Source organism: Janibacter sp. FSL W8-0316 (genome assembly GCF_038004165.1).
GTDB lineage: Bacteria > Actinomycetota > Actinomycetes > Actinomycetales > Dermatophilaceae > Janibacter > Janibacter indicus.
On sequence record NZ_JBBOQX010000001.1, the window covers coordinates 2,957,385 to 2,980,704 of the forward strand.

At 70.4% G+C, this 23,320-nt stretch carries 21 protein-coding genes and 2 pseudogenes; 15 read left to right on the forward strand and 8 right to left on the reverse strand.

Annotation, left to right across the window (positions count from 1 at the left end; all coding sequences use genetic code 11):
• Positions 1-62 precede the first annotated feature (62 nt).
• The 7 genes from NYE39_RS14600 (at position 63) to NYE39_RS14630 (ending at position 6,506) form a co-directional block, all read left to right on the forward strand.
• Positions 63-1,133, forward strand: coding sequence for an HpcH/HpaI aldolase/citrate lyase family protein (locus tag NYE39_RS14600; RefSeq protein ID WP_341013084.1), 1,071 nt, complete (start codon positions 63-65; stop codon positions 1,131-1,133).
• 3 nt (positions 1,134-1,136) lie between these two features.
• The gene (locus NYE39_RS14605) at positions 1,137-2,006 is read left to right on the forward strand and encodes an HpcH/HpaI aldolase/citrate lyase family protein (RefSeq protein ID WP_341013085.1); all 870 of its coding nucleotides are present in this window, start codon (positions 1,137-1,139) and stop codon (positions 2,004-2,006) included.
• Between the two features lie 181 nt (positions 2,007-2,187).
• Positions 2,188-2,892 carry a L,D-transpeptidase family protein gene (locus NYE39_RS14610; protein ID WP_084450099.1) on the forward strand — a complete coding sequence of 235 codons (705 nt, stop codon included), beginning with the start codon at positions 2,188-2,190 and terminating at the stop codon, positions 2,890-2,892.
• 232 nt (positions 2,893-3,124) lie between these two features.
• Positions 3,125-4,327 (forward strand): acyl-CoA dehydrogenase family protein, encoded by a 1,203-nt coding sequence (locus NYE39_RS14615; protein ID WP_341013087.1) that lies wholly within the window; start codon positions 3,125-3,127, stop codon positions 4,325-4,327.
• 140 nt (positions 4,328-4,467) lie between these two features.
• Entirely contained in the window at positions 4,468-5,055 is a 588-nt protein-coding gene (locus tag NYE39_RS14620; RefSeq protein ID WP_341013088.1) for a general stress protein, read from the forward strand.
• A gap of 45 nt (positions 5,056-5,100) precedes the next feature.
• Positions 5,101-5,856 (forward strand): PIG-L deacetylase family protein, encoded by a 756-nt coding sequence (locus NYE39_RS14625; RefSeq protein ID WP_341013089.1) that lies wholly within the window; start codon positions 5,101-5,103, stop codon positions 5,854-5,856.
• Between the two features lie 449 nt (positions 5,857-6,305).
• Positions 6,306-6,506, forward strand: a complete 201-nt coding sequence (locus NYE39_RS14630) for a hypothetical protein (protein WP_341013091.1) — start codon at positions 6,306-6,308, stop codon at positions 6,504-6,506.
• 19 nt (positions 6,507-6,525) lie between these two features.
• On the opposite strand, the gene NYE39_RS14635 is transcribed toward NYE39_RS14630, so the two are convergent.
• The 7 genes from NYE39_RS14635 to NYE39_RS14665 form a co-directional block, all read right to left on the reverse strand.
• On the reverse strand, positions 6,526-7,398 hold the full coding sequence (locus tag NYE39_RS14635; RefSeq protein WP_341013092.1) for a crotonase/enoyl-CoA hydratase family protein: 873 nt from the start codon (positions 7,396-7,398) through the stop codon (positions 6,526-6,528).
• An 82-nt stretch (positions 7,399-7,480) separates the two neighbouring features.
• A complete protein-coding gene (locus NYE39_RS14640) occupies positions 7,481-8,860 on the reverse strand; it encodes a DUF2079 domain-containing protein (protein WP_341013093.1) in 1,380 nt (459 codons plus the stop codon).
• Positions 8,861-8,875: 15 nt separating this feature from the next.
• Complete coding sequence (locus NYE39_RS14645) at positions 8,876-9,928, reverse strand: MaoC family dehydratase (RefSeq protein WP_341013094.1); 1,053 nt, start codon at positions 9,926-9,928, stop codon at positions 8,876-8,878.
• Between the two features lie 228 nt (positions 9,929-10,156).
• Entirely contained in the window at positions 10,157-11,659 is a 1,503-nt protein-coding gene (locus NYE39_RS14650) for an aminopeptidase P family protein (protein WP_341013095.1), read from the reverse strand.
• Between the two features lie 56 nt (positions 11,660-11,715).
• Positions 11,716-12,063, reverse strand: a complete 348-nt coding sequence (locus NYE39_RS14655; RefSeq protein WP_341013096.1) for a hypothetical protein — start codon at positions 12,061-12,063, stop codon at positions 11,716-11,718.
• A gap of 115 nt (positions 12,064-12,178) precedes the next feature.
• Positions 12,179-12,580, reverse strand: coding sequence for a hypothetical protein (locus NYE39_RS14660; protein ID WP_341013097.1), 402 nt, complete (start codon positions 12,578-12,580; stop codon positions 12,179-12,181).
• Positions 12,555-12,857, reverse strand: coding sequence for a YciI family protein (locus NYE39_RS14665; protein ID WP_341013098.1), 303 nt, complete (start codon positions 12,855-12,857; stop codon positions 12,555-12,557). Before NYE39_RS14665 ends, NYE39_RS14660 begins: the two co-directional genes overlap by 26 nt.
• A 264-nt stretch (positions 12,858-13,121) precedes the next feature.
• Between NYE39_RS14665 and NYE39_RS14670 the strand changes: the two genes are divergently transcribed.
• From NYE39_RS14670 to NYE39_RS14705, 8 genes and pseudogenes are all read left to right on the forward strand, one after another.
• The gene (locus tag NYE39_RS14670) at positions 13,122-13,832 is read left to right on the forward strand and encodes an SDR family NAD(P)-dependent oxidoreductase (protein ID WP_341013099.1); all 711 of its coding nucleotides are present in this window, start codon (positions 13,122-13,124) and stop codon (positions 13,830-13,832) included.
• Positions 13,829-14,593 carry a 3-hydroxyacyl-CoA dehydrogenase family protein gene (locus NYE39_RS14675; RefSeq protein ID WP_341013100.1) on the forward strand — a complete coding sequence of 255 codons (765 nt, stop codon included), beginning with the start codon at positions 13,829-13,831 and terminating at the stop codon, positions 14,591-14,593. Before NYE39_RS14670 ends, NYE39_RS14675 begins: the two co-directional genes overlap by 4 nt.
• A 259-nt stretch (positions 14,594-14,852) precedes the next feature.
• Positions 14,853-15,950, forward strand: coding sequence for an IS30 family transposase (locus NYE39_RS14680; protein WP_445667088.1), 1,098 nt, complete (start codon positions 14,853-14,855; stop codon positions 15,948-15,950).
• 54 nt (positions 15,951-16,004) lie between these two features.
• Positions 16,005-16,199 (forward strand): annotated as a pseudogene (locus tag NYE39_RS14685) (3-hydroxyacyl-CoA dehydrogenase family protein); the annotation flags it as partial.
• A complete protein-coding gene (boxB, locus tag NYE39_RS14690) occupies positions 16,196-19,336 on the forward strand; it encodes a benzoyl-CoA 2,3-epoxidase subunit BoxB (RefSeq protein WP_341013101.1) in 3,141 nt (1,046 codons plus the stop codon). The pseudogene NYE39_RS14685 and the gene boxB, both read left to right, overlap by 4 nt.
• Before the next feature lie 479 nt (positions 19,337-19,815).
• On the forward strand, positions 19,816-19,956 hold the full coding sequence (locus NYE39_RS14695; protein ID WP_341013102.1) for a helix-turn-helix domain-containing protein: 141 nt from the start codon (positions 19,816-19,818) through the stop codon (positions 19,954-19,956).
• Positions 19,957-19,992: 36 nt separating this feature from the next.
• The gene (locus NYE39_RS14700) at positions 19,993-21,348 is read left to right on the forward strand and encodes an IS256 family transposase (RefSeq protein ID WP_445667061.1); all 1,356 of its coding nucleotides are present in this window, start codon (positions 19,993-19,995) and stop codon (positions 21,346-21,348) included.
• 45 nt (positions 21,349-21,393) lie between these two features.
• Positions 21,394-22,287, forward strand: a pseudogene (locus NYE39_RS14705) (IS30 family transposase); the annotation flags it as partial.
• Positions 22,288-22,394: 107 nt separating this feature from the next.
• Here NYE39_RS14705 and NYE39_RS14710 read toward each other — a convergent pair.
• Complete coding sequence (locus NYE39_RS14710; protein WP_341013103.1) at positions 22,395-23,261, reverse strand: PaaX family transcriptional regulator; 867 nt, start codon at positions 23,259-23,261, stop codon at positions 22,395-22,397.
• Positions 23,262-23,320: the final 59 nt, after the last annotated feature.

Below are 23,320 nucleotides of genomic sequence, written 5' to 3' on the forward strand. Positions count from 1 at the left end.
GGCGCCTTGCTAGGTTGCGCGAGAACCCCCCTTCGCTCACCCCGAGAGGACTCGAGCCACACATGCGCAGTGCCAAGGACTTCTTCGCCCCACTCGCCGTCGGGGCGCCCGCCCCGGCCCGCGAGGTGCCGGCGCGTCCCAGCCGGATGATCCACTTCTTCGACCCGAGCAACCCCAAGATGGCCGCCAAGGTCCCCGACATGGTCGGCGTCGCCGACGTGCTCCTGGGCAACCTCGAGGACGCCGTCGTTGCGGACAAGAAGGAGGCCGCGCGTGAGGGCCTGGTGCAGATCGCCAAGGACGTCGACTTCGGCGAGCACACCCAGCTGTGGACCCGGGTCAACGCCCTCGACAGCCCGTGGGTCCTCGACGACCTGACGACCCTCGTCACCGAGATCGGCGACAAGCTCGACGTCGTCATGGTGCCCAAGGTGCAGGGCCCCGAGGACATCCACTACGTCGACCGCCTCCTCGCGCAGCTCGAGGCCAAGGGGGGCGTGCAGCGCCCGATCATGGTCCACGCGATCCTCGAGACCGCCCGCGGCATGGCCAACGTCGAGGCCATCGCGGGTGCGAGCCCGCGCATGCAGGGCATCTCGCTCGGCCCGGCCGACCTGGCTGCCGACCGTCGGATGAAGACGACCCGCGTCGGTGGCGGCCACCCCGGCTACCTCGTGCGTCAGGACCCGACGAAGGGCGCCGACGGTGCCCCCGACTACCAGGGCCAGCGCACGATCTTCCAGCAGGACCTGTGGCACTACACGATCGCCCGCATGGTCGACGCCTGCGCGATGCACGGGATCTTCCCCTTCTACGGCCCCTTCGGCGACATCAAGGACGTCGTGGCCTGCGAGGACCAGTTCCGCAATGCCTTCCTCCTCGGCTGCGTCGGGGCGTGGAGCCTGCACCCGGTGCAGATCGACATCGCCAAGAAGGTCTTCAGCCCGAGCGCCGAGGACGTCGCCCACGCCCGCGAGGTGCGGGACGCGATGCCGAGCGGCGGTGGCGCCGTGATGATCGACGGCAAGATGGAGGACGACGCCAGCTACAAGCAGTGCATGGTCATCCTCGAGCTTGCCGAGCGCCTGTCCGCCAACGACCCCGACCTCGCCAAGCTCTACGCGGAGGCCTGAGCCATGACCGAGAGCACCTACACCCCCCGCCGCTCCGTCCTCTACATGCCGAGCTCCAACGCCCGTGCGCTGGACAAGGCGAAGACCCTGCCCGTCGACGCGCTGATCCTCGACCTCGAGGACGCCGTCGGTCCCGACGACAAGCCCGCCGCGCGCGAGGCCGCGTGCGCCGCGGTGCGTTCTGGCGAGTACGGCGAGCGCGAGCTGACGATCCGGGTCAACGGCATCGGCACCCAGTGGCACGACGAGGACATCGCTGCCGCCTCGCAGGCGGGACCGCACGGCATCGTCGTGCCCAAGGTCAACACCGCCGACGAGGTGCGTCAGCTCGTCGCGGCGATGGAGGCCGCCGGCGCGCCGGAGCACACCAAGCTCTGGGCGATGATCGAGACGCCCGCCGCGATCTTCAACATCCGCGAGATCGCGCAGGCGTCCGACCGGCTCGTCGCCTTCGTCATGGGCACCAACGACCTGGTCAAGGAGCTGCAGGCCGACCACGTGCCCGGCCGCGCCCCGCTCCTCACCTCGCTGTCGTGGGCGCTCCTCGCCGCGCGCGAGGCCGGCATCGCGGTCCTCGACGGCGTCTACAACGCGGTCAAGGACCTCGAGGGCTTCACGGCCGAGTGCGAGCAGGGCCGCGACATGGGCTTCGACGGCAAGACCCTCATCCACCCCGGCCAGGTCGAGGTGTGCAACTCCACCTTCGCCCCGAGCGAGGCGGCCGTGGAGGAGGCGAAGGGAGTCCTGCAGGCCTGGGAGGACGGCGCCGGCAAGGGCGTGGTCACCCACAACGGCAAGATGATCGAAAACCTCCACGTCGACATCGCGCGCCGCGTGCTCGCGACCCACGAGGCGATCGCCGCCCGCGGCTGACCCTCCCTTCGTCCCCGGGCGCAGCCCGTCGACCTCGATGACATCCCGTGCGTCGCGACGCACGGGATGTCTTCATGTCGGGACGCAGGGGGGCCGCGCTATATTTTCCTCATCAGCGCGCAACCCAACGGACGGTCCCGGCGTCTGCACGGGTACAGCGCATCCACACCAGGGGGACACCATGGACACCATCTCTCTCGACCGCCGCGACCTCTTCCGCGGCGCCGCGGCGACCGCCGTCGCCGGCGGGCTCGTCGTCACCGCGGGTGAGGACGCCCGCGCCGCACGGCCCGACAAGCTGCGTCAGGGCGACACCGGCTGGTGGGTCAAAAACGTGCAGAGGCGTCTGCTCGACGCCCACTTCTGGCTGCGCCAGGCCAACGGCACCTTCGACGACACCACCCAGCAGGCCGTCATGGCCCTGCAGAAGGCGCACGGCCTGAGCCGCGACGGCATCGTCGGGCCGCAGACGTGGTCGGCGATCTACAAGCCCAGGACCCCGCGCCCGCGCACCACCTCGGCCTTCGAGATCGACAAGACCCGTCAGCTGCAGATCGTCGCGCGCTGGGGCTGGGCCCAGTGGGTCTTCAACACCAGCACGGGCAACGGCGAGCGCTACTGGTCGTCGGCCTCGGGTCGCTACCTCTACGCGACGACCCCGAGCGGCACCTTCCGCTTCAACCGCGCGATCAACGGCATGCGCAATGCCCCCCTCGGTGAGCTGTGGCGTCCGCGCTACTTCAACGGCGGCATCGCGATCCACGGCTCGCCGTCGATCCCGGGCTACGCCGCGTCGCACGGCTGCGCCCGTCTGAGCAACCGCGCGATCAACTACATCTGGTGGAAGAACCTCGCGCCCATCGGGCGCGTCGTCAAGGTCTACTGACCTTCCACCGACGGGCTAAGGGAGACGTCAGCGCCCGCCGAAGTCCTGCGATGGTCTGCTGCTGCAGGTTGTCGTTCCTGACTTCGGCTTGATGTGCGCTGACATCTCCCTTCGCCCCTCTCCGATCGCCGGTCGCATCGTGGCCGAGGACACCCTGAGACCCCGTGGCAGGCGATGGGGTGCGCTGGGATACTGACTCGGATCCTTGAACCACGAGAGCAAAGGTGGACGCATGTCCCGACTGCAGACGACCGACGGACTGACCGAGGAGCAGGTCGACCTGCTGGGCCTGGTCAAGGAGTTCGTCGACGAGCAGATCATCCCGGTCGCGCAGGAGCTCGAGCACGCGGACGAGTACCCGCAGAAGATCGTCGACCAGATGAAGGAGATGGGGATCTTCGGCCTGATGATCCCCGAGGAGTTCGGCGGACTCGGCGAGTCGCTGCTCACCTACGCGCTGTGCGTCGAGGAGATCGCCCGCGGCTGGATGCCGGTCTCCGGCATCATCAACACCCACTTCATCGTGGCCTACATGATCCTCAAGCACGGCACCGAGGAGCAGAAGCAGCACTACCTGCCGAAGATGGCCACCGGTGAGATCCGGGGCGCCTTCTCGATGAGCGAGCCGGGGCTCGGCTCCGACGTCGCCGGCATCAAGACCAAGGCCGTGCGCGACGGCGACAGCGACGACTGGACGATCACCGGCCAGAAGATGTGGCTGACCAACGGTGCCTCCGCCAACCTCGTCGCGGTGCTCGTCAAGACCGACCTCGGTCACGACAGCCCGCACAAGAACATGACGACCTTCCTCATCGACAAGACCGAGGGCTTCGGCGAGACCGCCCAGGGCGTCACCGTCCCCGGCAAGATCGAGAAGATGGGCTACAAGGGCGTCGACACGACCGAGCTCATCCTCGAGGGCCACAAGACGACGACCGGCCAGATCCTCGGCGGCGAGCCGGGCAAGGGCTTCTACCAGATGATGGACGGCGTCGAGGTCGGCCGCGTCAACGTCGCCGCCCGCGCCTGCGGCCTCGCGATGCGCGCCTTCGAGCTCGGTGTCCAGTACGCGCAGCAGCGCGAGACCTTCGGCAAGAAGATCGTCGACCACCAGGCGATCCTCTTCCGTATCGCCGACATGGCGAGCAAGGTCGAGGCCGCGCACCAGCTGATGGTCAAGGCCGCCCGTCTGAAGGACAAGGGCGAGCGCAACGACCTCGAGGCCGGTATCGCGAAGTACATGGCGGCCGAGTACTGCGACGACGTGGTGAACCAGTCCTTCCGCATCCACGGCGGCTTCGGCTACTCCAAGGAGTACGAGATCGAGCGGATCTACCGCGAGGCCCCGATGCTGCTCATCGGTGAGGGCACCGCCGAGATCCAGAAGATGATCATCGGCAAGAGCATCCTCAAGGACTACCAGCTCAAGGGGTGATGTCGGGTCGGTGCCGGCACCGACACCCGCTCGCTCCGACGAAGGGGGCTGGCCGTCACTCGAGGCAGGTGACGGTCAGCCCCCTTCGTCCTGTCCGCCCCGTGCACCGGGCCCACAGGTCCGGGTGGGAGACTGGACCCATGAGCACCCAGCCCGGTATGGCCGCCCACATGCAGCAGTTCCTGCGTCTGGAGTACCCGATGTCGTTGGCGACCTACGACAGCTATGCCGAGGCCCAGCGCACGGTGGACTTCCTCGCCGACAAGGAGTTCCCGGTCCAGGACGTCATGATCGTCGGCACCGACCTCAAGCAGGTCGAGCGGGTCCGCGGGCGTCTGACGAGCGGTAAGGTCGTCCTCGGCGGACTGCTCTCCGGCATCTGGATCGGTGTCTTCGTCGGCCTGATCTTCGCGATGTTCGAGGGCAGCGAGGGCCTGCTCGTGCGGCTGGCCTCGACGATGGCGATGGGCGCGCTCTTCGGTGCGGTGTGGGCCTGGCTCGGCTACCGCTCCACAGGCGGCCAGCGCGACTTCACCTCGGTCAGCCAGGTCGTCGCCTCGCGCTACGAGGTGCTCACCGAGCACAAGCACGCAGCCCGCGCGCGCGAGCTGCTCCACGAGCTCGACCCCACGCGCGCGGCCCGTGAGCAGCTGGCCCGCAACCAGGCAGCGGCCCGGGCCGAGGGCGAGCGGATGCGCCGCGAGGCCGAGCACGGCGAGCAGGGCTGAGGCCTAGCCTTTCGCTCGGGGCGGGGCGGGGCTAGCGTCGTCGGTGTGAGTACCGAGCCCGCTCTGGCCGCCCTCGACGAGACCACCTTCGACTCCGTGCTGTGCGTCGTCGCCCACCCCGACGACATCGAGTACGGCACCTCCGCCGCCATCGCCAAGTGGACCGCTGCGGGCAAGCGCGTGCGCTACTTCCTGCTGACCCGTGGTGAGGCGGGCATCGACACGATGGACCCGGTCGACGCCGCGCCCGCCCGCGCCGACGAGGAGCGCGCGAGTGCTGCGGTCGTCGGTGTCGAGGAGGTCGAGTTCGGCGACCACTCCGACGGGACCATCGAGTACGGGCTGCCCCTGCGGCGTGACATCGCCGCGGCGATCCGGCGGGCTCGCCCTGACCTCGTCATCGGCACGACCTTCGACGTGACCTTCCCGGGCGGCATCCTCAACCAGGCCGACCACCGGGCCGTGGGCCTCGCGACCGTCGACGCCTGCGCCGACGCCGGCAACCGGTGGATCTTCCCCGAGCTCGTCGACGACGGCCTCGAGCCCTGGCACGTCAAGCTGCTCGCGGTCGGCGGCAGTCAGCGGCCCACGCACTTCGTCGACGTCACCGGCCACCTCGACGACGCGATCGAGTCTCTCGAGGAGCACCGCCTCTACAACGCCGCGTTGCCCGAGGATTTCCCGAAGCCCGCGCAGCTGCTCGGCGGCATCCTCGGCAGTGGCGCCGAGCGGGTGGGCGAGCAGGGCGTCGACGACCCCGCGATCGAGCATGCGCTGCTGCTCGAGGTCTTCGAGCGGTAGGGGAACCAGCGCCCCCTTCGCTGCGTCCGAGCCTCATGGCCAAGCACCCGGCCGTCGTCGTCGGCTGTGTCGCGCTGGCCCTGAGCATGAGCGGGTGCGGCGGCGATGACCCCGGACCCGGTTCGCCGTCCACTCCGTCGTCCACGGACGGGAGCGCGGGCGGACCGTCCTCGTCCCGGACTCGTCGTCGCCGGGCACGATCGGGATGGGTGCGCGGTGCCCGACGACGATGCTCGCCGTCGGGCTGCCACGCGCGGACCGGACGTCGGCGTCACGGGGCCACGTGGTCTCGACGACCACACCCGGGCAGGTGCTGCTGTGCCGCTACCGCGCGCACGGCCGAGGCTTCACGTGGGACGGGGATCGTCAGCTGACCTCGTCGTCGGACCGGGCTGCCCTCGTCGACGACCTGCGCGCTCGAGCCACGCCCCGACCAGGCGACCCGCTGCATGATCGTGCCGGAGCCGACCCCCTTCGTCCTCGTGCTGGCGATGCCCAACGACGCGGTCCATCTGGTCCGGGCCGACGCGGACCCGACGTGTGCCTACACGGGGGGCAGGACCACCAACGGTTTCGAGGACTTCGCACCCGTCGGCAACGACCTGCTCGAGACCTGGCGCAGCGGCCGCTGGGCGGGCGTGACCCCCTGACGGCGACAGGTCCGCCGGACTACCACGCGGCGTAGAAGGGCGGCATCTGCGAGGCCTTGCCGGAGTAGACCGGGGTGCGCTTGTCGAGGAAGGCCGCCACGCCCTCCTTGCCGTCGCCGATGCTCGCGTAGAAGATCGCGAGCGAGTCGACCCGGTGGGCGTCGACGGGGTGGTCGAGGCTGGCATTGCGGTACATCAGCTGACGCGTGAGGGCCGTGGCGACGGGCGAGCGGTCCCTGGTCCACCGGTCGGCGAGGACGAAGGCCGCCTCGAGCAGCTCGTCGGGCTCGTGGACCGAGCGGACCAGGCCGACCTCGAGGGCCCGCTCGGCGTCGATGATGTCGGCCGAGTAGACGAGGTCGAGGGCATCGGGCATGCCGACGATGCGGGGCAGGAACCACGACGAGGTCGCCTCGGGCGTGATGCCAATGCGGCCGAAGACGAAGCCGATCCTCCCCTTCGTCGACACGAGGCGAGCGTCCATCGGCAGGGTCATCGTCGCGCCGATGCCGACGGCGGCGCCGTTGATCGCGGCGATGACCGGCTTGCGGCAGGCGTGGATCGCCAGCGCGACCCGACCGCCGGTGTCCCGCACCCGGGCCAGACCCGGGTCGTCGAGATCCTCCATGTCGGCCAGGGCCGGCGTGAGGCCCTCGTCGAGGCCGAAGACATTGCCCTGGGCGGTGAGGTCCATGCCGGCGCAGAAGGCGCGTCCTGCGCCGGTGACGACGACCGCACGGACCTCGTCGTCGTCGTTGACCTCGCGGAAGGTCGCCTCGAGCTCGTCGGCCATCGTCACCGTGAAGGAGTTCATCGCCTCCGGCCGATCGAGCGTGACGAGGAGGATCCCGTGGGTGATGCTCAGGGAGAGGGTCTCGTGGTCGGTCCGCATCGTGCCTCCGTCGTGATGGCGTGCGGGCGGTCTCGCACGCGGGTGGTCGTCCGGTCGATGGTCTCGCACGTGCTCGAGGACATCAGCGCCGCAGAACGACATAGCCCCGACGTTCCCAGACCAATCGGTAGCCGTCCTCCTCGATCGAGTGCTCGACGAGCTCCTCGGACCAGGCGCGGCCGTGGGCATTGCGCCCGGTGTCGGTGCGCCGGTCGAGCAGCATCCACTCCGGGCGACGGGTCTCCTCGTCGGTGTAGTTGGGGTGCACGTGCAGGGCGGTCCGGTCGGCGACGAGGTGCGGCGCGAGGTGGTCGTCGGCGGCGACCTCGGCACCGACGGGGACCTGGTCGAGCGCCGCGCGCGCGTCGGCGCAGCGGGCGCACGGGGTGAGCTGTCGCTCGACCTCGTCGACGAGCGGGCCGGTCCACACCGCCCACGCCGCGACGGCGACGGACACCCCCACGGTGGCCCGGAGGAGGGCCTGTGACCGGGTCCGGGCGAGCCCGTCGACGGCCGCACAGGCGAGGACCACGGCCGGCAGCAGCGAGTAGTGGTAGTCCAGCCCCCAGTAGGAGTCGTTGGACGAGGCCATGCGCAGCCCCAGGGGTGCCGCCGCGGCGAGCACGAGCGGGGAGCGAAGGGAGAGCAGCCCGGCGCTCGCGACGAGGACGAGAACCGTGACGCTGCCTCGCCCGTCGGCGACGAGGCTGTCCCAGACGTGCTGCGGCGCAACGCTCGTCGTGCCCGAGTAGGGGTAGATCCCGCGGGGGTTGAGGGCCGGGATGGTGACGCGCAGGGCGAGGACGAGCGCGACTCCTGCCCACACCGCGAGGGCGGCCGCCAGCCGACGCCGGCCGGCGACGAGCAGGGCGAGGGCGAAGCCGAGCACGAGGACGGCCATGTCCTCCTTGACCAGCGGGAAGAGCGCGACCCAGACGGCCGTGCGGTTCCACCGGCGACGCACGAAGTCGGCTCCGGCGAGGGCCACGAGGGGTGCGCCGAGGGCTACCTCGTGCACGTCGAAGACGACAGCCGCCTGGACCCCGACCGACAGGGCGAGCAGGACGGTGAGCAGCAGACCCAGTCGCGTGCCGAGTCTCTCCACGGCCAGCCGCCCCATGATCGCCACGGCGATCGCCACGCACACGGCCTGGGCGACGAGCAGCGAGCGCGGGTCGCCCCACAACCTCCACGGGACCCCGAGCAGGAGGACCACGGGGTGGAGGTGGTCGCCGAAGATGAGGTAGTCGGCCCCCTTCATCTCGCTGTAGGGGGCCTCACCGGAGGCGACCCGGCGGGCCACCTGGCCGAAGATCGCCAGGTCCATGCCGCTGAGGTAGCGCTCGTGCCGCAGGCAGGAGAACACCGCGTAGAGAGCGCCCGCCACCGCGGCGACCAGCCACGGGCCCAGCCGCCCGGCGCGACCCGGTGCCGTGCCCTTTCCCTGCTGCCCCCCGGCCATGACGGACGCTGCCCGTCAGCGGGGGATGAGCACCGTGTAGTCGAGGTCGAGGACGACCTCGGGCAGGTACTTGCCGTCCTCGCCCTTGTAGGGGAAGTCGGCGCACGGGGTGTCCTTGGTCGCGACCGTGCGCAGACGCAGCGCGCCGACGTCGGTGCGGCCGGGAAGCTCGATGCGCTCGAGGACCTCCGACCAGGCGTAGATCGTGTCGCCGGCGAAGGTCGGGTTGGCGTGCGCGCCGGCGTTGATCGCCGCGATGAGCTGGCCATTGGCCAGGCCGTTGAAGGACAGGGCGCGCGCGAGGCTGATGATGTGGCCGCCGTAGATGAGCCGGCGCCCGATCTTGGCCTGCGACTGGGCGTGCTGGTTGAAGTGGACCTTCGCGGTGTTCTGGTAGAGGCGCGTGGCCAGCATGTGGTCCGACTCCTCGATCGTCATGCCGTCGACGTGGTCGATGCGCTCGCCGACCTCGTAGTCACCCCAGAGGAAGGGCGAGCCCGCGAGCTCGACGTCGTAGTCGCGACCGGTGAGGACGAAGGGGACCAGGAGGTCCTCTGCCGCAACGGCGCCCGGCAGGTCGGGGATGACCGTCTCGGGGGCGGGGGAGGAGGCGTCCTGCTTGTTGACCATGACCCAGCGGACGTAGTCGACGACCATCTCGCCGCGCTGGTTGACGCCGACCGAGTTGACGTAGACGACGCCGGTGCGGCCGTTGGAGTTCTCCTTCAGCCCGATGACCGTCGAGGTCGTCGTCACCGTGTCACCGACGTGCAGCGGCGCACCGAAGCGACCGCCCGCGTAGCCGAGGTTGGCCACGGCGTTGAGGCTGATGTCGGGCACCGACTTGCCGAAGACGAGGTGGAAGGCGAGCAGGGAGTCGACCGGCATCCGCTCGAAGCCCATCGACTCGGCGAAGGTCGCCGCGCTCGTCGCCGCGAAGCGCGAGCCGTAGAGCCCGGTGTAGAGCGCGATGTCGCCCTCGGTCACCGTGCGCGGCGTCGCGTGCCGGATCTCCTGCCCGATCGCGAAGTCCTCGAAGTAGTTGCCGGGGACCGTCTTGGTCGACATGCGCACGTGCCTTTCGGTGGGCGAAGGGGGACGCGGCCATCTTCCCCCTTCGCCCCCGTGGTGGTCAGGCCGTCCGGCTGTTGACCCGGCCACACCCGGCCACCTGGCCGGGAAGCGCGCGACTGGCCGAGATCGCCGGACCTGGCCGCGCAATTGCTCGGTCAACTCCGGGTTTCCCGGCCATCTCAGGACTTCTCGGCCACCGCCCGCGTGGGAGACGAAGGGAGGTCAGCGCCCCTGGACGTCGGCGATCCAGGCCTCGACCTCGTCGGCGGTGTGCGGCCAGTCGCCGGAGAGGTTGCGGCAGCCGTCCTCGGTGACGACGACGTCGTCCTCGAGGCGCACGCCGATGCCGCGGAATCGCTCGGGCACCTTGAGGTCGTCGGCCTTGAAGTAGATGCCCGGCTCGACGGTGAGGACCATGCCCGGCTGCAGCTCGGCGTCCATGTACTCCTCGCGGGTGGCGAGGGCGCAGTCGTGCACGTCGATGCCGAGGTGGTGGCTCGTGCCGTGCACCATCCAGCGGCGGTGGTACTGGCCGTGCTCGGTGTCGAGGGTGTCCTCGACCGAGACGCCCTCGGGCAGCAGGCCCCACGCGTGCAGGTGCTCGGCGACGACGCGGATCGCGGCGGCGTGGACGTCGGAGAACTTGTTGCCCGGCTTGACCGCGGCGATGCCGGCGGCCTGGGCAGCAGCGACGGCCTCGTGGACCTCGCGCTGGGTGGGGGAGAAGGTGCCGCTCACCGGCAGCGTGCGCGTGATGTCGGCGGTGAAGAGCGAGTCGAGCTCGACCCCGGCGTCGAGGAGGATGAGGTCGCCGTCCTTGACCTCGCCGTCGTTCTTGATCCAATGCAGCGTGTTGGCGTGGTCGCCGGAGGCGCAGATCGAGTCGTAGCCGACGCCATTGCCCTGGTGGCGGGCGTGCAGGCCGAAGGTGCCCTCGACCCAGCGCTCGCCGCGGCCCCGCTCTGGCAGGCCGGGCAGCTCGCGGATGACGGCTTCGAATCCGACGCGTGTCGCGTCGACGGCCTGCTGCATCTGGTCGAGCTCCCAGTCGTCCTTGACCATCCGCAGGTACGACAGGTCGTGGGCGAGCGCGGCATCGGTCTCGGCGAGCGACTCGGCGTCGGCGCCGGCCTGCGCGCGGACGGTGTCGAGGCGCGCGGTGAGGTCGCGGTCGGCGTCACGGACCAGACGGACGGTGACCTGCCCGGCGTCCTTGCCGACGGCGTCCTCGAGCTGGTCGACGTGGCGCCCGGTGAGGCCGAGCTCGGCCTCGACGTCCTCGATCGACGGGCGGGCGCCGACCCAGAACTCGCCGTATCGGGCGTCGCCGAAGAACTCCTCGGAGTCGCGCGGTGCGAGGGGGCGGAAGTAGAGGCTCGCCTCGTGGCCGGCCTGCTCGTCGGGGCCGCCGAGGGGCTCCATGACGAGGACCGCGTCGGGCTCGCGGTCGGCGCCGAGACCGGTGAGGTGGGCGAAGGCGGAGTGCGGGCGGAAGACGTAGTCGCAGTCGTTGCTGCGGACCTTGAGCCCGCCGGCGGGGATGACGAGGCGCTCGCCCTCGTGGGCGGCGGAGACAGCGGCGCGGCGCTCGGCGGCCCGCTCGGCCGCCTCAGTGAGCGTCGGGCGCTCGCCCGACCGCGGGGCCCAGTCCTCGGCGACGAAGGCCCGGAACTCGTCGGTCGTCGGTCGCTTGCGGTTGTCTGCCTGCTGCTGCTCCTCACTCATCGGCCCATCGTCTCATTTCGTGGATCGGCGTCTCAGGCGGGCGAAGGGAGGGCCCTTCACCTGCACGGGTCAGCCAGCGCCGCCACCTGCTCCTCGAGGTGGCGGCGCTGGGCGGGTGCCGTCGTGAGGCTGATCGCCCGCTGCCACGCCGTGCGCGCCTCGTCCGCGCGTCCCAGCAGCGCGAGGAGGTGCCCTCGGGCGGCCCACTCCGGCTGGAAGGCCGGCCGCACCGGCTCGAGGGCGTCGAGCAGGTCGAGACCGGCCTGCGGGCCCGCGTCCTCGGCCGTGACGACCGCGTGCGAGACCCGTGCGCCTCGCGTGGGCGCGACGGCCAGGAGCACCTCGTGGAGCCGACGCAGCGCGGACCAGTCCGCGCGGCCGGTGCGCCGGCGTGCGCAGAGCACGGCCTGGATCGCGGCCTCGACCTGGGAGCGGCCGACCTCGCCGAGCGCGTGACCGGCCCGCAGGTGCTCCTCGCCGCGCGCGATGAGGTCCGGGTCCCACAGCCGGGGGTCCTGCTCAGCGAGGAGGGACGAAGCCGTCCCGGCCTCCCCGGGCGGGCAGCCGCGAGGCGGAGAGGGCCACGACGCCGAGCATGAGCGGGGTGCGCACTCCCGGGTCGATCGCGGGGTGCGCGCAGGCGGCCATCAGGGCGAGACGGTGGTCGGGCAGGGCGTCGGGGTCGACGTCCTCGAGTAGGGCGGGTGAGTGGCGGTCGGGCTCGAGCTCGACGGAGGTCCGGTGGGAGGCGGAGCGCCACCGGTCCCGCTGCCGGTTGCGGGCGACCGTGAGGAGCAAGGCCTCCTGCCGGTCGGGGATGCCGTCCTGCGGCCAGCGGCGCAGCGCGTGTTCCAGGGCGTCGCCGAGGGCGTCCTCGGCCGCCCGCTCCGCCACGTCAGCCCGCGGGGACCCAGGTGCCATCGACGAAGGAGACGGCGCTCGGCCGGACCTCGACCGTGCCGTACGAGGTAACGGGGTGGCGCTCCGCCCAGGCCAGGTCGGGCACGTCGAGGACGACGACGCCGGCGAGCGCCTCCTTGGTGTCGGCGAAGGGCCCGTCCTGGATCTCGACCGAGCCGTGCCGCCGGGTCACCGTCGTGGTCGTGTCGGCGGGACGCAGCATCTCGGCGGCGACGAGCACGCCGGCCGAGTGCAGCGCTGCGGCGTAGTCGCCCATGAGGCCCTGCATCTCGGCCATGGCCTCCTGGGAGACCTGCCCTTACGCGGGCTCGGGGGCGATGATAACGAGTGTGTAGCGCATGGTCGATCCTCTCCTTCGACGCGGTCGCGTGTCGAACGCTGCACCCTGGTGACGATCGTGGCCCGGCCGGATCGGCAGCCCGGCGGAAACTTTCTCCTCCCGACGACGAAGAGGGAGGCCACCCTTTCGTCATGTTCTACACAAGAACTAGCGTTACGACACAGAACTGTGGCATGTTGGTCTCGACGAAGGGAGTCGACGATGACCACTGCCCTGGTGCTGGGTGGCGCCGGAGGGATCGGCGCCGCCGTGACCCGCCGCCTCGCGGCCGACCACGACGTGACGATCACCCACCACGGACACCCCGATCGCGCCGAGGCGCTCGTCGCCGAGCTCGGTGACCGGGTGCGCGCCGTCGCGGCCGACGCGACGACCGAGGAGGGGGTGGTGGCGGCCTTCGACGCGGCGCTGGAGCGCGGCGAGCTGGCCGTGGTCGTCGACTGCGTCGGCGGCTGGGACTACCCCCGCATCACCGAGCTGACGAGCGAGCAGATCCACGACTCGCTCTCGCTCAACCTCGTCTCCGCGCTGCTCGTCCTGCGCGAGGCGACCAGGCGCGTGGCCGACGGCGGCCGCGTCGTCATGGTCTCCAGCGCCGCCGCCCGCGTCGCCCCGGCCCGGCAGAGCACGTACGCCGCGGCCAAGGCCGGGCTCGAGGCGGCCAGCCGGGTCGCGGCCAAGGAGGTCGCCCGGCGCGGCGTCACGGTCAACGTCGTGCGCCCCGGCGCCACCGACACGAAGTACATGCGCTCGATCACGAGCGACAAGGCCATCGACGCGATGGCCGCGAGCAATGCGATGCGCCGCCTCGGCACCCCCGAGGACATCGCCGGCGTCGTCGCGCTGCTCGTCTCACCCGACGCCGCCTGGGTCACCGGCGACGTCGTCGACGCCACGGGAGGCCTGGCATGACCGACGGACAGATCCCCGGCCGCACCGGAGTCGTCGGCGGCGGGCAGATGGGTGCGGGCATCGTCCACGCCCTGCTCCTCGCCGGCAGCGAGGTCGTCCTCCTCGAGCGGGACACCGCGGCCGCGCAGGCGGCGGCCGAGCGGGTGCGCCGCTCGTGCGACAAGAGCGTCGAGCGGGGCAAGGTCGCCGACGCCGCCGAGCCGATGGCACGCCTCACGACGACGACCGACGCCGCCGACCTCGCCGGCTGCGGCCTCGCCGTCGAGGCGGTCCCAGAGGACGAGCAGCTCAAGCGCGACACCCTCGCCCGGGTCGAGGCGGTCATCGGCGACGACGCCGCCCTGGCGACCAACACCTCGAGCATCTCGCTCGACGCGCTCGCCACCTCGCTGCGCCGGCCGGAGCGGCTGCTCGGCCTGCACTTCTTCAACCCCGTGCCGGCGAGCAAGCTCGTCGAGATCGTCATCGCCTCGGCCACCGACGAGGCGTGGCGCGAGCGGGCCGTCACCTGGGTGCGCGACGGGCTGGGCAAGACGCCGGTCGTCGTCGCCGACTCACCGGGGTTCGCGAGCAGCCGGCTCGGCGTCGCGCTCGGCCTCGAGGCGATCCGGATGCTCGAGGCCGGTGTCGCGTCGGCGGAGGACATCGACGCCGCGATGTCGCTCGGCTATGGGCTTCGGTTCACATGGTCCTCGCAACACCTCGATCTGAGGAGTTGCGAGGACCATGGTCATTTCGAGCGAAAAGCGGCGTCGTGTTGAGGTCTCTGCGGAGGTAGTTGCTGTGATGGTGGCTGCCTTCGAACGGGAAGGATCGATTGGTGCCGCAGCCAGGGCGGCTGGATGTGCTCACTCCACAGCTCGTCGGCATCTGGTTCGGGCGGGGTTGGTGCAGGCCGAGCCGATGCCGTTGGGCAAGCCGCGTCAGCGGGCCGAGTTTGACGAGCTGATCGCGTCCGGGGTCCACAACGCCGTGGCCGCTCGTCGGGTTGGGGTCACGCTCGACACGGGCCGGTATTGGATGCGGGGCGTGCGTAAGAGTCATGGCCGCACGATCTACCCGGATGGGCGCGTCACGGGCCCGCCGGCCAAGCGAGCGGCTAGGAACAGGCCCATGATCGAGGTCGTGGGTACGGGCAGGTTGCTGTCATTGCAGGATCGTCTGGTGATCGCCGACGGGCTGATCAACCGGGAGTCGATGCGTTCGATCGCTGCCCGGCTGGGCCGGCCGACCTCGACGGTCACACGTGAGGTCGCCGCGCACCGCGATGAGCAGGGCCGGTACGCGCCCCACCGGGCGCATCGTGACGCCGCGGATACCCGGGCCCGGCCGAAGGCATCAAAGCTGGCGCGGCCGGGAGCGCTACGCGAGTACGTCGTGGACGGGTTGTCACGGAAGTTGTCACCGGAGCAGATCAGCAACAGGCTCAAGGTCGACCACCCCGACGACGAGAGCATGCGCGTGAGCCACGAAACGATCTACCAGGCCCTGTACTTCCAGGCCCGCGGCGGCCTCAAACGCGAGGTCCAGACCGCTCTGCGCACCGGCCGCACCCGCCGCAAACCCCAAGCCCACGGGGTGCGGCGGCCGCGGTTCGTCGACGAGATGATCATGATCAGCGACCGGCCCGCCGCGGTCGAGGACCGCGCCGTCCCGGGCCACTGGGAAGGCGATCTGATCACCGGCAAGAACAACGGCTCAGCGATCGGGACGCTCGTGGAACGCTCGACCCGGTACGTGATGCTGCTGCACCTGCCCGATACCCACGACGCGATCACCGTGCGTGACCAGCTCGTCGCCGCGATGCATCGCCTGCCGCAGCACCTGCGCGGGTCGCTGACCTGGGACCAAGGATCCGAGATGGCTGCCCACGCCTCGTTCACCACCGCGACCGACATGCCGGTCTACTTCTGCGACCCGGCATCGCCCTGGCAGCGCGGCACGAACGAGAACACCAACGGGCTGCTGCGCCAGTACTTCCCCAAAGGCACCGACCTGAGCGTCCACGGCCACGAAGAGCTGGAGTACGTCGCCCAAGAACTCAACGCCAGACCACGAAAGACGCTCGACTGGGCAACCCCAGCCGAGCGTCTTCGTGATCTACTCCAAGAGGCCTAACCACCCAGGCCGAAATCCACACGGTGTTGCGAACACCCCATGAATCCGCCTGGGCACCCCATGGGCCCCCTTCGCCTCACCGACCTCGTCGGGCTCGACGTGCGCCTGGGTATCGCCCGCTACCTCGAGCGCGAGCTCGGCCCCCGATTCGCCCCACCACAGCTGCTCGTCGACCTCGTCGAGCAGGGCCACCACGGCCGCAAGACCGGACGCGGCTTCTACGACTGGACCAAGGAGAGCGCCGCATGAGCGAGATCCTGCAGAGCTATGTCGCCGGCCGCTGGAGCGCCGGCACCGGGGAGGGCCGCGAGGTCCGCGACGCCGTGACCGGCGAGGTCGTGACCCGGGTGTCGAGCGACGGTCTCGACCTCGGCGCCGCCGTGGTGCACGCCCGGACGAAGGGAGGTCCCGCCCTTCGCGCCATGACCTTCCACGAGCGGGCCGCCGCGCTCAAGGCCGCCGCGACCGCCGTCCACGAGGGCAAGGACCGGCTCTACGAGCTGTCCGCCCGGGCCGGGTGCACCGCTCGTGACGCAGCCGTCGACGTCGACGGCGGGACCGGCACCGCCTTCGTCTACGCCTCGCTCGGGCGCAAGGGCCTGCCCGACGCCCGGGTGGTCGTCGAGGACGAGTTCATCCAGCTCGGCAAGGAGGGTGTCTTCGGCGGGCGGCACGTGCTGAGCAGCCCGCACGGCGTCTCGCTGCAGATCAACGCCTTCAACTTCCCCGTCTGGGGCATGCTCGAGAAGCTCGCGCCCGCGCTCCTCGCCGGCCTGCCGACGATCGTCAAGCCCGCGACCCCGACGGCCTACATCGCCGTCGAGGCGGTGCGCATGATGATCGACTCGGGGGCCCTGCCCGATGGCGCACTCCAGGTCGTCGCCGGCTCGATCCCCGGGCTGCTCGACGAGCTCGGCGGCCAGGACCACATCGGCTTCACCGGGTCGGCCGACACCGCCGCCGCGCTGCGCGGCGACCCGGCGGTCACCCGCCGCTCGGTGCACTTCAACGCCGAGGCCGACAGCCTCAACGCCTCCGTCCTCGGGCCCGACGCGGCGCCGGGGGAGCCGGAGTTCGACCTCTTCGTGGGGGCGCTCGTCACAGAGATGACCGTCAAGGCGGGGCAGAAGTGCACGGCGATCCGCCGCGCCCTCGTGCCCGCGGACCGTGTCGACGCGGTGGCCGAGGCCGTCTCCGAGCGTCTCGCCGGCGTGACCATCGGCGCCCCCGGCGCCGAGGGGGTGCGCATGGGCGCGCTCGTCGGCACCGAGCAGCGCGACGACGTGCGCGACGCCGCTCGACGCATCGCCGCCGCGGGCCGGGTCGTCCACGGCGACCTCGACCACGTCGACGTCGTCGGTGCCGACGCCGAGCGCGGCGCCTTTCTCTCGCCGCTCCTCGTGCGGGTCGACGACGCCGACCGCGCCGAGCCGCACGAGGTCGAGGCCTTCGGCCCGGTGAGCGCGCTCATGGGCTACCGCGACCCCGACCACGCGGTCGAGCTGCTCGCCCGGGGTGAGGGGAGCCTCGCCGGCTCCGTCGTCTCGGCCGACGGCGACTTCGTCGACCGGGTCGTCGCCGGGGCGGCGCCCTTCCACGGCCGGGTGCTCGTGCTCGACCGCGACAGCGCCCCCGAGTCGACCGGGCACGGCACGCCGATGCCGCAGCTCGTCCACGGCGGTCCCGGCCGCGCCGGTGGCGGCCAGGAGGAGGGCGGCCTGCGCGCCGTCCACGCCCACCTGCAGCGCACCGCGGTGCAGGGCGGTCCCGCAGTCCTCGATCGACTCGCCTCCCTCGCCGACTTATATTCCACAAAGTCTTGTCGTGACGCCGTGCAGGGTGTAGAACATATGACAGGACCTCGCACGGACGCGACCCAAGGAGAAACCATGACGACCACCGACGACCGCATCGGTTCCGCCCCGGACCCCGACGGCCCGACGAGCCCGATCGACTACAGCCAGCGCATCCCCAACAACGTCAACCTCAGCGACGACCGCCGCCTGCAGCGCGCGCTCGAGGGCTGGCAGCCGAAGTTCCTCGACTGGTGGAAGAACCTCGGCCCGCAGCTGCCCACCCAGGACGTCTACCTCCGCACGGCCGTCGCCGTGGGCCGCGACGGCTGGGCGCACTTCGACCACGTGCCGATGGAGGAGTACCGCTGGGGCATCTTCCTCGCCGAGGGCGACCCCGACCGCAAGATCAACTTCGGCAAGCACCAGGGCGAGCCGGCCTGGCAGGAGGTCCCCGGCGAGTACCGGGCCGACCTCATGCGGCTCATCGTCGTCCAGGGCGACACCGAGCCGGCCTCGGTCGAGCAGCAGCGGATCCTCGCCAACACGGCGCCGTCGATCTACGACATGCGCAACCTCTTCCAGGTCAACGTCGAGGAGGGCCGTCACCTCTGGGCGATGGTCTACCTGCTCCACGCCTACTTCGGTCGTGAGGGGCGCGAGGAGGCCGAGCAGCTGCTCAAGCGCAACTCCGGCGACTACGACAACCCCCGCATCCTCGGCGCCTTCAACGAGGAGACGACCGACTGGCTGCAGTTCTTCATGTTCACGTACTTCACCGACCGCGACGGCAAGTACCAGCTCGGCACCCTCAAGGAGAGCGGCTTCGACCCGCTGGCCCGCACCTGCGAGTTCATGCTCAAGGAGGAGGCGCACCACATGTTCGTCGGCACGACCGGCGTGCAGCGCGCCGTCGAGCGCACCGCGCAGGTCATGCAGGAGAAGGGGGCCGACGCGACCTTCGAGGACGGCGTCATCCCGCTCGACGTCATCCAGAAGTACCTGAACTTCCAGTTCTCCGTCTCGATGGACCTCTTCGGCTCGGAGCAGTCGACCAATGCCGGCAACTACTACTCCTCCGGGCTCAAGGGCCGCTGGCAGGAGACCCGGCGCAAGGACGACCACACGCTCCTCGACGACGAGCGCGAGATGAGCTACGTCGAGGACGGGCAGATCCGGACCAAGAAGGTCCCGATGATCTCCGCGCTCAACCTCGACCTGCGCGACGAGTACGTCGCCGACTGCGCCAACGGCGTCAACCGGTGGAACCAGGCGCTCGAGGACGCCGGCGTGGAGGAGCGTCTCTACCTGCCGCACGAGGGATTCCACCGCCAGGTCGGCGTCTACTCCGGGCACCACGTGAGCCCCCAGGGCGAGGTCCTCGACGACGCGACGTGGGAGGCCCGCAAGGACGAGTGGCTGCCGAGCGAGCAGGACCGGGCCCGCGTCGCCGAGCTCATGGTCCCCGAGTACGAGTACGGCAAGTTCGCCGGCTGGATCGCCGAGCCCCCGACGGGCATCAACGGCCAGCCCGTCGAGTACGACTACGTCCACCTCTACGAGGAGGGGCTGCGCGAGGAGGGCATGGCCTGACCCGCCACCCGGCAGGACGAAGGGGGGTGACCCGGACCGCCTTCGGTTCACATGGTCCTCGCAACACCTCGATCTGAGGAGTTGCGAGGACCATGGTCATTTCGAGCGAAAAGCGGCGTCGTGTTGAGGTCTCTGCGGAGGTAGTTGCTGTGATGGTGGCTGCCTTCGAACGGGAAAGATCGATTGGTGCCGCAGCCAGGGCGGCTGGATGTGCTCACTCCACAGCTCGTCGGCATCTGGTTCGGGCGGGGTTGGTGCAGGCCGAGCCGATGCCGTTGGGCAAGCCGCGTCAGCGGGCCGAGTTTGACGAGCTGATCGCTTCCGGGGTCCACAACGCCGTGGCCGCTCGTCGGGTTGGGGTCACGCTCGACACGGGCCGGTATTGGATGCGGGGCGTGCGTAAGAGTCATGGCCGCACGATCTATCCCGATGGGCGCGTCACGGGCCCGCCGGCCAAGCGAGCGGCTAGGAACAGGCCCATGATCGAGGTCGTGGGTACGGGCAGGTTGCTGTCATTGCAGGATCGTCTGGTGATCGCCGACGGGCTGATCAACCGGGAGTCGATGCGTTCGATCGCTGCCCGGCTGGGCCGGCCGGGGCGTGTCAGATGGTCTGTGTAAGTGGGGTCTCCTATCTGAAGGAGATTGACTATGGCTATGACCAAGCCGAAGGATGACGCGCAGCGTGAGGAGCCGGAGGCTCGTCGGTTGCGTCGTGAGCTGTTCGATGACGAGATGCTCGACAAGTTGATGGCCGCGACGGATGAGCGTGGCCTGTCGCTGACGGGTGAGGGCGGTTTCTTGCCCGAGATGATCAAGGCTGTCCTCGAGCGTGGGATGCAGGCTGAGCTGACCGACCACCTGGGCTACGAGAAGGGCGACCCGGGAGGGCACGGCTCGGGGAACTCACGCAACGGCAGCACCCCCAAGAATTTGGGCACCGAGGTCGGTGACATCGGTCTGGACCAGCCGCGGGATCGCAACTCCACGTTCGCGTCGGCGTTGGTGCCCAAGGGCGCTCGGCGTTTGGGTGGGCTGGAAGACATGATCATCTCGCTGTACGCGGGCGGGATGACGATCCGCGACATCCAGCACCACCTGGCCGCGACGTTGGGCACCGAGCTGTCCCACGAGACGATCAGCAATGTCACCGACGCCGTCGCCGAGGAGGTCACCGCCTGGCAGACCCGCCCGCTGGAGGCGTTCTACCCGGTGATCTACCTCGACGCTCTGGTGGTGAAGATCCGCGACGGCGCTCACGTGAGCAACCGCGCCGCGCACATCGCTGTCGGCGTGGACATGGATGGCGTCAAGCACGTCCTGGGCATCTGGGTCCAAGCCGCCGAGGGCGCGAAGTTCTGGGCGTCGGTGTGCGCGGAACTGGCCAACCGCGGCGTCAAGGACGTGCTGATCGTCTGCTGCGACGGGCTGACCGGCTTCCCCGAGGCCATCGAGGCGACCTGGACCCAGGCGATGGTCCAAACGTGCGTGGTCCACCTGATCCGCGCCTCGATGCGGTTCGTGTCCTACACCGACCGTAAGGCCGTCGCGGCGATGCTGCGCCCGATCTATACCGCCGCGAACGAGGACGCGGCGTTGATGGCGCTGACCACGTTCGCCGACTCGAACCTGGGTAAGAAGTACCCCGCCGCCGTGGCCTCCTGGGAGAACGCGTGGGAGCGGTTCACGCCATTCCTGGCCTTCGGTCCCGCCTTGAGGAAGGTCATCTACACGACCAACTCGATCGAGTCGCTGAACTACCAGCTACGCAAGATCATCAAGAACCGCGGCCACTTCCCCAGCGACACCGCCGCGATCAAGCTGCTGTGGCTGGCCATCCGCACCATCGAGGACAAGCGAGCCCGTGAGCGCGCCAAAGAAGCCGGCACCCCCAGAGGCACTCCCCGCAAGGCACCCGGCAAGCTCGTCGAAGGCTCCGTCATCCAAGGCTGGAAAGCAGCCCTCGGCGAACTCGCCCTGATCTATCCCGACCGCATCAACACCTACCTGTAACCCACCGAGACCCAGTCACTTACACAGACAACTTGACAAGCTCGCCGGCCGACCTCGACGGTCACACGTGAGGTCGCCGCCCACCGCGATGAGCAGGGCCGGTACGCGCCCCACCGGGCGCATCGTGACGCCGCGGATACCCGGGCCCGGCCGAAGGCATCAAAGCTGGCGCGGCCGGGAGCGCTACGCGAGTACGTCGTGGACGGGTTGTCACGGAAGTTGTCACCGGAGCAGATCAGCAACAGGCTCAAGGTCGACCACCCCGACGACGAGAGCATGCGCGTGAGCCACGAAACGATCTACCAGGCCCTGTACTTCCAGGCCCGCGGCGGCCTCAAACGCGAGGTCCAGACCGCTCTGCGCACCGGCCGCACCCGCCGCAAACCCCAAGCCCACGGGGTGCGGCGGCCGCGGTTCGTCGACGAGATGATCATGATCAGCGACCGGCCCGCCGCGGTCGAGGACCGCGCCGTCCCGGGCCACTGGGAAGGCGATCTGATCACCGGCAAGAACAACGGCTCAGCGATCGGGACGCTCGTGGAGCGCTCGACCCGGTACGTGATGCTGCTGCACCTGCCCGATACCCACGACGCGATCACCGTGCGTGACCGGCTCGTCGCCGCGATGCATCGCCTGCCGCAGCACCTGCGCGGGTCGCTGACCTGGGACCAAGGATCCGAGATGGCCGCGCACGCCTCGTTCACCACCGCGACCGACATGCCGGTCTACTTCTGCGACCCGGCATCGCCCTGGCAGCGCGGCTCGAACGAGAACACCAACGGGCTGCTGCGCCAGTACTTCCCCAAAGGCACCGACCTGAGCGTCCACGGCCACGCAGAGCTGGAGTACGTCGCCCAAGAACTCAACGCCAGACCACGAAAGACGCTCGACTGGGCAACCCCAGCCGAGCGTCTTCGTGATCTACTCCAGGAGGCCTAACCACCCAGGCCGAAATCCACACGGTGTTGCGAACACCCCATGAATCCGCCCGCGGTCCGGGTCACCCCCCTTCGTCGTGGCCCGGGTCGTGCGCTCCGGGGGGCGGGTCAGGTGCGCTCGCCGGCCGCCTGCTCCAGGCGCTCCCACTCGCGCTGCGCACGGCGGTGCCAGCGGTCGCGGAGGGTGTGGAAGAGCGTCGCCGCCTGCGGCCCGGGCCAGTCCGGCGGCAGCAGCTCGGCGGGCAGGTCGGGGTCGACGAAGGGGAAGCGCCGCCAGGCCTGGATGAGCTCGACCTGGGCGACGAAGGCCTGCGCGTCAATGTCCACGGAGCGCTGCGCGAACTCGGTCGTGAAGTCCCGGTAGCCCGCGCGTACGTCGGCGAGGTCCCAGGCGGCGTCGATGAGCGAGGCTGGGTCGGTGCCGGCCGCGCGGCGGCCGACCCAGGCGAAGGCGCGGTCGGCGAGGTCGAGGTCGGCCAGGGTCGCCTGCACCTCGGCCTCCTTGTGGGCGTCCGGGATGATCCACATGCCCGGGGTCGGGCAGCCCAGGCCGAGCCAGGTGAGGCGGGTGCGCAGCTTGTGCCGGACGGCGCGCTGCGACTCCGGGACGGCCGCCGCGACGACGAGCCACTCGCCGTCCCACGTGTGCGGGCTGCGCAGGAAGGAGTAGATGCGTTCGGTGCCCTCGGCGAGGAGGGCGCGCCCCTCGGGGGTCGTCTGCCACCGCACCCGCCGGCCGTGCCGCTCGGACTCGATGAGGCCCTGGCTCGCGGTGCGGGCGATCGTCTGGCGCGCCGACTTCTCCTCGACCCCGAGGGCGCCGAGCGCGGAGACGAGGGTGCCGGTCCACGCCGACCCGTCGCGGGGGTGGGCGAACTCGCCGAGCACGGTGAGCAGCAGCGCCCGTGCGCTCGCGGCGGTGGGGCGCTCGGCGGCGGCCGGTGTCGCGCGGGGGGTGTCGGCCTTCGTCGTCATCGCTGGCTCTGCTCCTCATGTGTCGTCTGCACGTCAGGGTGGCACCGATGTGCGCGGCT